4 protein-coding genes are annotated in these 7529 nt (G+C 69.6%); all 4 read right to left on the bottom strand.

Going from position 1 to position 7529, the window contains the following annotated elements:
- Positions 1-662: 662 nt before the first annotated feature.
- A complete protein-coding gene (locus GF405_10990; GenBank protein ID MBD3368677.1) occupies positions 663-2579 on the bottom strand; it encodes a hypothetical protein in 1917 nt (638 codons plus the stop codon).
- Positions 2554-3357 carry a hypothetical protein gene (locus GF405_10985; protein MBD3368676.1) on the bottom strand — a complete coding sequence of 268 codons (804 nt, stop codon included), beginning with the start codon at positions 3355-3357 and terminating at the stop codon, positions 2554-2556. Before GF405_10985 ends, GF405_10990 begins: the two co-directional genes overlap by 26 nt.
- Positions 3354-5021, bottom strand: coding sequence for a hypothetical protein (locus tag GF405_10980; protein MBD3368675.1), 1668 nt, complete (start codon positions 5019-5021; stop codon positions 3354-3356). Before GF405_10980 ends, GF405_10985 begins: the two co-directional genes overlap by 4 nt.
- A gap of 129 nt (positions 5022-5150) precedes the next feature.
- Positions 5151-7274, bottom strand: coding sequence for a hypothetical protein (locus GF405_10975; protein ID MBD3368674.1), 2124 nt, complete (start codon positions 7272-7274; stop codon positions 5151-5153).
- Between the last annotated feature and the right edge of the window lie 255 nt (positions 7275-7529).

Below are 7529 nucleotides of genomic sequence, written 5' to 3'. Positions count from 1 at the left end.
TGGCCGCGTCGACTGCCGCCTGGATCGTGGCGTAGTCGCCGGGGACAGTGATGGTCGCCGCTGACACGGCGCCCGCTGCGAGCGCGAGCACCAGAGCGGCAACAACAACCGGACTCCATCTGCTACACATGCTCTCCACCTCCTGGTCCCGGCCCGGGACCGTCTGCTGGAAGAGTCCTCCCACGAACTCCGCGCAAACCGTGTAGACGACCTCCTTTCCACCCCGCTGTTTCCAGACCCACGTTGACTTGCACCCCAAGTCCGGGTATCTTCCGCAGACGAGAGCGCGCCACGTCCCAACGGGACGCGCGCGTGCCTCGCCCGGGCGGCTGGACTGGCTTCCGACCAATCCTCCAGCCGCCCACTTGTCTTTCTACACACTCTGGCTAGCTTCGGCAGCCCGCGGCGACTGCGGAGACTGTGAGCCTCCGTCAGTTCAAGGCTGAGTACGAGCATAGCGCCTCGCATGCGCTATGTCAACAGGTTGTCTGGCCGAATCTGTGCTAACCGAGGTTTAGCCTTCACCGCAACAGTGATAACGAGCGTTGTACCCCACAACTTTGGCAGTATCGGCACGTTCGACTCCCAGCAAGACCATGGCCCGCCGTCTTCCGGCGGGCCTCGCCCCTCGACTCCGTCCTCAACAACACCCCATCAACCTGCTACGGCATCTCCACTCCCATCCCGAACGACACATCTTCAGCCGCCGCTGAGACGCGCACGCCGAGTTCGCCCCACGACGACAGCGAACGCGTCACCCGGCACCACCAGCTCACCCCCCTCGCCCACGAGGAGAGCCCCCACTCGCCGGGCAGTCCCGGCGTCCATCGGATCGGTGCGGCACCGCCACTGTCTGACAGCACCGCCACACCGACATCCGCGCACCAGTCGCCGACCGCCCCTCTCCACGCGACGTCGAACCCGACGCCGTTCCCGAACGCTCCGGCGGACTGCTCCTCTTCCCAGAGCATCGTTGTGGCCCTCACCGGAAGCCCGGCGACCGACCGGGCGCGGAGCCGCCATCTCCTATGACGGCGCCTCGTGGTCCCCGACGGATCTCCCTGCTCACAGGTCACCCGCTCGCGCACCTCGAGCTCAATGAGGAAACTCCGTTCTCCTCGCCACGAGCATCTGCCCTTCAACGTTCTTCGTCGCCCGGGGAGCGGCTCGTGGTAGGAACGCCAGGGCCGCGTTCGGTACTCACCCTCACATCCGATCGACCACCGCTCGGTCGCTCTGAGGTCGACCGACAGCCAGCCCGCGATGCTGTTCGAGCCCTCGCCTGCTCCCGGAACGCCGCCGCCCGTCGGACTCCAGAACGCCCTTGAGGCGAAGGCGCCCCCGCAGCCCACGCGCAGTGCCTTGTAACGGGTCCGGACCGCCGCGATCCAGGACGTCGCACCACCCTGCGTCCGGGCCAGTTCTCCACCGACCCGCCACCTCCCGTCTGCGTATCGCACGTCGACCGCCCCGACCACCTGTTGATTCCCGGAGAAGGCAAACCGTTGACGTTCGCTGTGGCCTTGCGCGAAGCCGGGATCGAACCGCCCAGAGAGAAGTGACCCACCAAGACGCCAGGCGTCGTTCGCTACCACGACGCGCGCAGCGACGAGTTCCTCGGTCTGTGCTCCGCGCGCCTGCACTTCGCTCTCGGTGGTGTGGAGGCCCGTGGTCCGCCGCGCGGTCACAAGACCATCCACGACGGTCGCATCGAGAGCCGTTCTGCACACGAGCAGCCGGCACTCGACGACGCCCCGCCGGAGGAGCGCCGCGAGACCCCGGCGGGACGACCACTCGGACGCTCCGTCGTACCCCCACACGCGGTCCCGCGCGATCGGGTAGCGGCTTCGTGACGAGAACCCTCCACCTCCCAGCACCAGCCCCTGTCCCCAGGAGCCCTTGATGTCACCGGCGACGAGCTCGGCCGTCGGGCCCCGGTCAGTTCCTGTAGTTGTCCAGCTGACATGCCCGGCGACATGATCGGCCAGGGTGGCCTCATTGGCATCCCGTTCTACCCCGACTCCCCACGTGATGGTCGGGGAAACCGCGCCTCGAACCCTGACGAACGCGCCCGGGTCCCAGGGATTCTCACCGCCGGTCGCCGTACCGACCCGCGCACGGAGCTCGACGGGACGTCGCCGCGCTGTGCGGCCCACCTCGACCACGTCGGGACCAGCCGTCACCGGCGCACGGACACAGACGTATGGACGTATCACCGTCCCGATACCTGAAGGAATGCTCGCCCGCTTCCAGAGCTCGGCGAGGCTTGTCGCCGGCCCGCCGACCTGCACGGCCCGGACGAGCCTCAATGCCTGTGCCGGGCTGAGCCAGGGGATCCGTGCAAGCTCTGCAAGGCCCGCTGCGTTCAAGTCGATCGGGTTCTCGCGCAGTGCCGCAGCGTCACGCAGAAGTGCCTCGATCTCCTCACTGTGGAGCGGCTCGATGTCGCTCGGCAACGAGTCCAGGAGGTCGTCGAACGCATCGCCCGCCTTGCCGCCGGCCGGCCGGAACACGGAGAGCACGACGGCGAGAACGAAGAGCACGACGGAACGGTCAGAGAGTCCACGAACATGTGACAAACGAGCTCCCTCCCAACGCCGGATGCCACTGCCACGCCACATCCACGACGGGCACGAGGCGTCCGGCGCGCCCCACCCCGAGCCCGACAGAGAGAAGCTCCTCGTTCCCGCTTCGGCCTCCGGCCCTCAGCACCACGTGCGGCGTCAGTCCGAGCTCGACGCCCGCATGGAGCACGACGTCGAACCCGTCCTCGATGCGGCACCCCCCGACCACGAGCGAGGAGCCCGTTCCCACCCCCGCCTCAAGCGAGAGAGACTGAGGGGCCTCGATGCCGTCACCCCGTATCCCGAGGAGGTTCGTCACGAGGACGCGCACCCGAAGCAGCCCGACGACCCGACTCTCGACGGACGCATCCACACTGAGTGTTGTCGCGGCACCAGAGTCGCGGGAGGTCAGCTGAAGAACCGAGGCTCGGAGGCCGAGGGCCGGGCCGGTTCCCAACGAACGCACTGACTGGCAGGAGACCGTCCGCTCCGCGAGCGGGCCGTCACCGAGCTGCGAGAGAGCGACGGCCCATTGCCCGCGCGCGTCGAGCCGTTCGACCCGCACGGAGCCGCCTCGGAGGTCCGCCAGGCCGAAGAGCTCGCCGCCGCTGCACGCAACGTTCCACGCCGGACCGTCCGTGTTCCCGGTCGACTCCACGACGCCCCGCGACCACGCTCGGTCCATCGCGAGACCGGCGGCTCTCGCGGTCGGCCAGGGTCTCTCGAACGCCGCCGTCGCCGATCCGGCGAGCACCCCAAGGAGAACGACACCAAGAACGACGCCCCGGCTCATCGCGCGATCCCCACGAGGGCCTTGGCTCGGGAGAGGACCCCCGCTCTCGCGTCGATCGCCTCCAGGTACAGCACGTAGAGACCCGGCGGCAGCGGCCCGTCCGCCGTGAGTCCATCCCAGACGACCTCGTGACGTGAGGCGACCTGCTCGTGGTCGAGCAGTCGCCCTCTGAGCCGACCCCGTATGTCGTAGACTGAGAGCCGCGCCAGTGCCGTCGCGGTCGGAAGCTCGCACGACACGACGGTCCGGTCGTTCCGCCCGTCCCCGTCCGGTGTGAACGGGTTCGGGCTGACCGTGAGCGTCCCCCCGACCGGGAGCGACTCGATAAGAATGCTGTTGGGAAGCCCCGGCGTGGAGCCGGCGGGAGCGACGGAGCTCCCCCAGCTGGCCGGAGACCCGGCGTCGAGGTCGGGACGTGCCTTCTCGAGCGACACGTCCCGGTCGCCTCCCCAACCGCGCTCATAGGCAACGCGGTCGATGGGCGTACCGTACGCGTCGAGGAGCACCACGACGTCCTCGCTCGAGAGCGCCTCCCAGCCGTCGGTCTCCAGCGTCGGTGCGCCGCCCGCATCGACCAGCTCCGGCTCCCTGGCGACGACGAGGAAGGCCCCGGGCTCCAGGGAGAGCCGACCCTGCGGCTCGTCCCGGGCGAGCAGCGTGTGCTCGTCGGCGTCGTCCCCGAGCGACCAGCCCCGCAGGTCGACGGACTCGCCGGCCGTCGCAACCAGCTCCACCCACTCGGTCGACTCTCCCCCGGGTGAGTGCATGATCTCGTTCACGACCAGGAGACCCGCCGGGGCGCCGACCGTCGCCGTCGTGCTCGCGACGTTGTTGGACGGCAGCCCGTCCGAGTCGGTCACAACGGAGACGTCCACGTGGTGGTATCCGGGCGACGGATCGGACCAGACGAGCCGGACGTCGCATGAATCGCGCGGCGCAAGCAAGCAGTCCGAGGTGTGCGCGGCTACGCTTGAGCCGTCGCAGATGAGCGAGACTTCGTACCCGCCCGCGTCGACCGATTCGGCCCCGAGGTTCCTGACGACGACATCGACCGGCATCGGCTCGCCGTCGGGATGAACCACCCGCCGGGCATGGCGGACGGCCACCGCGAGGTCGCGGGTGACGGTGTTCCGAGCCCCCGGGGTCGGGATGCGCCCCACGAAGTCGACGGCGTTGTCGTCGGTGTCCAGACAATCGGGCATGCGTGCGAGCGCCAGTCCGCTGGACACATCACCGGCCGGCGCGCCCTCGCAGTACTCGGAGAAGAGCGGCTCGCCCCACCCGACGCAGTCGACAACACGGTCGCCGTCCGTCAGCCGGCATCCGTCCGGCCCGTTCTGCAGGTCGAGCGGTGTCACGACGTCCGGATGGGGTTCGACATCGCGTTCGCCGATGAGCAGGATGCCACCGGGTTCGATCTCGTCGAGCGGTCCGCCGATCCACTCGACCGTCCAGTCGTCTGGGTGCGCACCGTTGCCCGTCTCGAGCGTCCACTCCGAGACAGCGATGGTCGCGTGTCCGCAGTTCATGATCTCGATGAACTCGAGACCGGTGTCCGAGCCCTCGGGATCGTAGAAGACCTCGTTGATGACCAACTCGGACGCGGACAGGACGGACGTGAAAAGCGCGACGCAGACAAGCGCCGCCATGGTGTGGCGTGACATGGATCAGGTCTCTTCGGGAAGGTCGGGGCGAAGTCGCGCTCGGTCTGTCGAAGGGGGGTGGGGAGAGAGTGTACTCGTTCTGTCGATCGTTGGTTCGGTGCGGCCGCGGGACGCACCCGGGGGAACCGCCTACGGCATGCCCTTCCGGCGCCGGAGCGCCCACTCGATCGAGAGCAGTCCGACGAACGCCGTCAGCAGCCACGGCGTGTCCCACAGTTCGTACTCCTTCGAGCGGCGACGGACGACCCGTTCGAGCGGGAGCTCAGCAGGCAGGTCGTCGAGGGTCTCCGGCGTCACGTAGGCTCCCCCCGTCACCTCGGCCAGTCTCCGGAGGACCGAGGAGCGCCTGCGCACGTCGGCGTCCTCCAGCGCGAACGGCTCGACCTCGAAGGTCCCCTCATCGGTCCCGACGACCTCGCCGTCGATCGACGCGGTCGCTCGGTACGTGTACGCGCCGGGAGGTGGTGCGCTCAACTCTCCCTCGTAGCCGCCGACGACCGGCGTCATGGAGACCTCGGCCAACGGCGCGCCGCCGCCGCGCACGACCTCGAGAGACAGCGTCGCGCCCATCTCGGGCGAGAGATCGGCGCGGTAGACCTGCCCTCTGAAGCGGATCAGACCCCCGACGGGAACGACGTCCGCGTCCGTCGTGACCGCAACCCGCTCGACCTCCCCGCGCGCCGTCAGCCACCTCGCGGCGTTGGAGACGAACGTCGAAAGAAGGTCCTCGCTCTCCCCGGCCATCTTCCAGCGCCAGATGCCCTCCGCAAGCACCGCGAGCGTCTGGCCGCCACTCGGCCCGCCACCGAGCACGATGACCGGGCCGTCGCCCGCCTCGGCCAGGACGACGCCCTCGGGAGCGGCGCGGAACGTCCCGGCGGGGGCCGTCCAGACGGGCGGGAGTCCGGTCCAGGCCAGCACGTTCTCGGAGCGGCCGTTCTCGACACGGAGAATGGGTGACGACTCGCCGTCGGGCGTCAGGGTCACCCGCTCTTCGCGCGGTGCGGCGACCCGTTCGACCGACTCGACGGGCAGGAACGAGGGAAGCGCCCCGGGAGTCCCCTCCGGCAGTCCGAAGACGGCCAGGCCGCCGCCGCGCTCGACCACGAAGGCCCGGAGCCAGTCCTCCGGCACTGCGGGGTCGTCCCAGTCGGGGTCGACGAGCAGGACGAGGTCGTACTCCAGAAGCTCCTCGCGAGAGGCCGGCACCCCGGAGCCGTCCCCGACAACCGCTGTCAGCTCGACGTTGCGGTCGGCCTTGAGCTCCCGTCTGACGAAGGCGAAGTCCCACGCGGGTCGCGAGGCTGCGAGAAGGACCCTGAACCGCCCCTTCAGAGTCGTCGTCAAGACGACCCGTTCGTTGTTTCCCGTCACCGTCTCGCCCGGCGCCTCCGGGACCCGGACGGTGTAGCGGTGCGTCCCCGGTTCCCGCGGCCGGACACGGAAGGTCACCTCCGCCTCCTCGCCCGTACCGGAGAGGGACACCACCTGCGACTCGATGACATCTCCGTCCTCGACGATCTCGACGCTCGTCTCGCTCCCGCCGAAGCCCGCGCTCGTGATGCGCGCGACGACGGGCAACGTCTCGCCCGCGTAAGAGATCCGGTTGGTAAGCACCTCCTCCACGGTGATGTCGACGGGCGGCTCGGGACTGCCGACGCCGAGCACGAAGACGGGCGCGTCCAGACGCGCGCCGGCATCGACCGGGCTCCCGCCGCGGTTGACGGCACCGTCGGTCGCCACGATCACAGCGCCGAGGCCGCCCCGGCCGGGGCCGCGCGCGACCTCCTCGATCGCGTTCTCCAGATCGGTGGCATCGCCGTCGAAGCGCGACACCTCCTCGACTCCGCTCGACCCTTCGTCCAGCGGCCGCACGTCGCCCGAGAACGCGAACGCGGCGACCTCGGCGTCCCGGGCGATGCGCTCGAGAAGCACCTCGCTGACAAGCTCGACGGCCTCGCTTCCGCGCTCGACGCCTCCGGTGCCGTCGGGGACGCTCATACTGCGCGACTCGTCGATCAGGACGGCGACGACGGGCCGCTCGCTCCCAACGGAGGTCAGCGCGACCACGGGCTCGATGAGCGCCGCGAAGAGCAGGATGAGTGCGGCGGCACGAAGCGTCGCGAGCCCGACGCGGAGGCCCCGACCCACCGTGGGCGGCACACGCCGGTAGAACCACACGGCCGCCACAGGGGCGAGGGCCATCAACACGAGGAAGATCCAGGCGCTCTCCTGATTGGCGAAGATCCTCACGACGCAGGCTCCTCGTCGTTGACGTTCACCGACCACTCGCCGTCGCGTTCCTCACAGATGAAGGAGACACTGGCGCCCGGCCTCAGGCGCGCCTCGGCAGTCACGACCGCCCGCCGCTCGGGGTCCCACGGCGGCACCGGAAGCTCGAACCGCACGTCCAGCGGCGGGACGTCGTCGGACGCGGCGAGGGTGTACGTTGCCCGTCCCCGGTCCCGCTCGACCAGGTAGAGCGTCTCGACCGTGCCCCTGCCCAGA

Source organism: Candidatus Effluviviaceae Genus V sp., assembly GCA_014728125.1.
GTDB lineage: Bacteria > Joyebacterota > Joyebacteria > Joyebacterales > Joyebacteraceae > WJMD01.
Note: the sequence above shows the minus strand (reverse complement) of the source record. Positions and strands in the feature narration are given on the sequence as shown.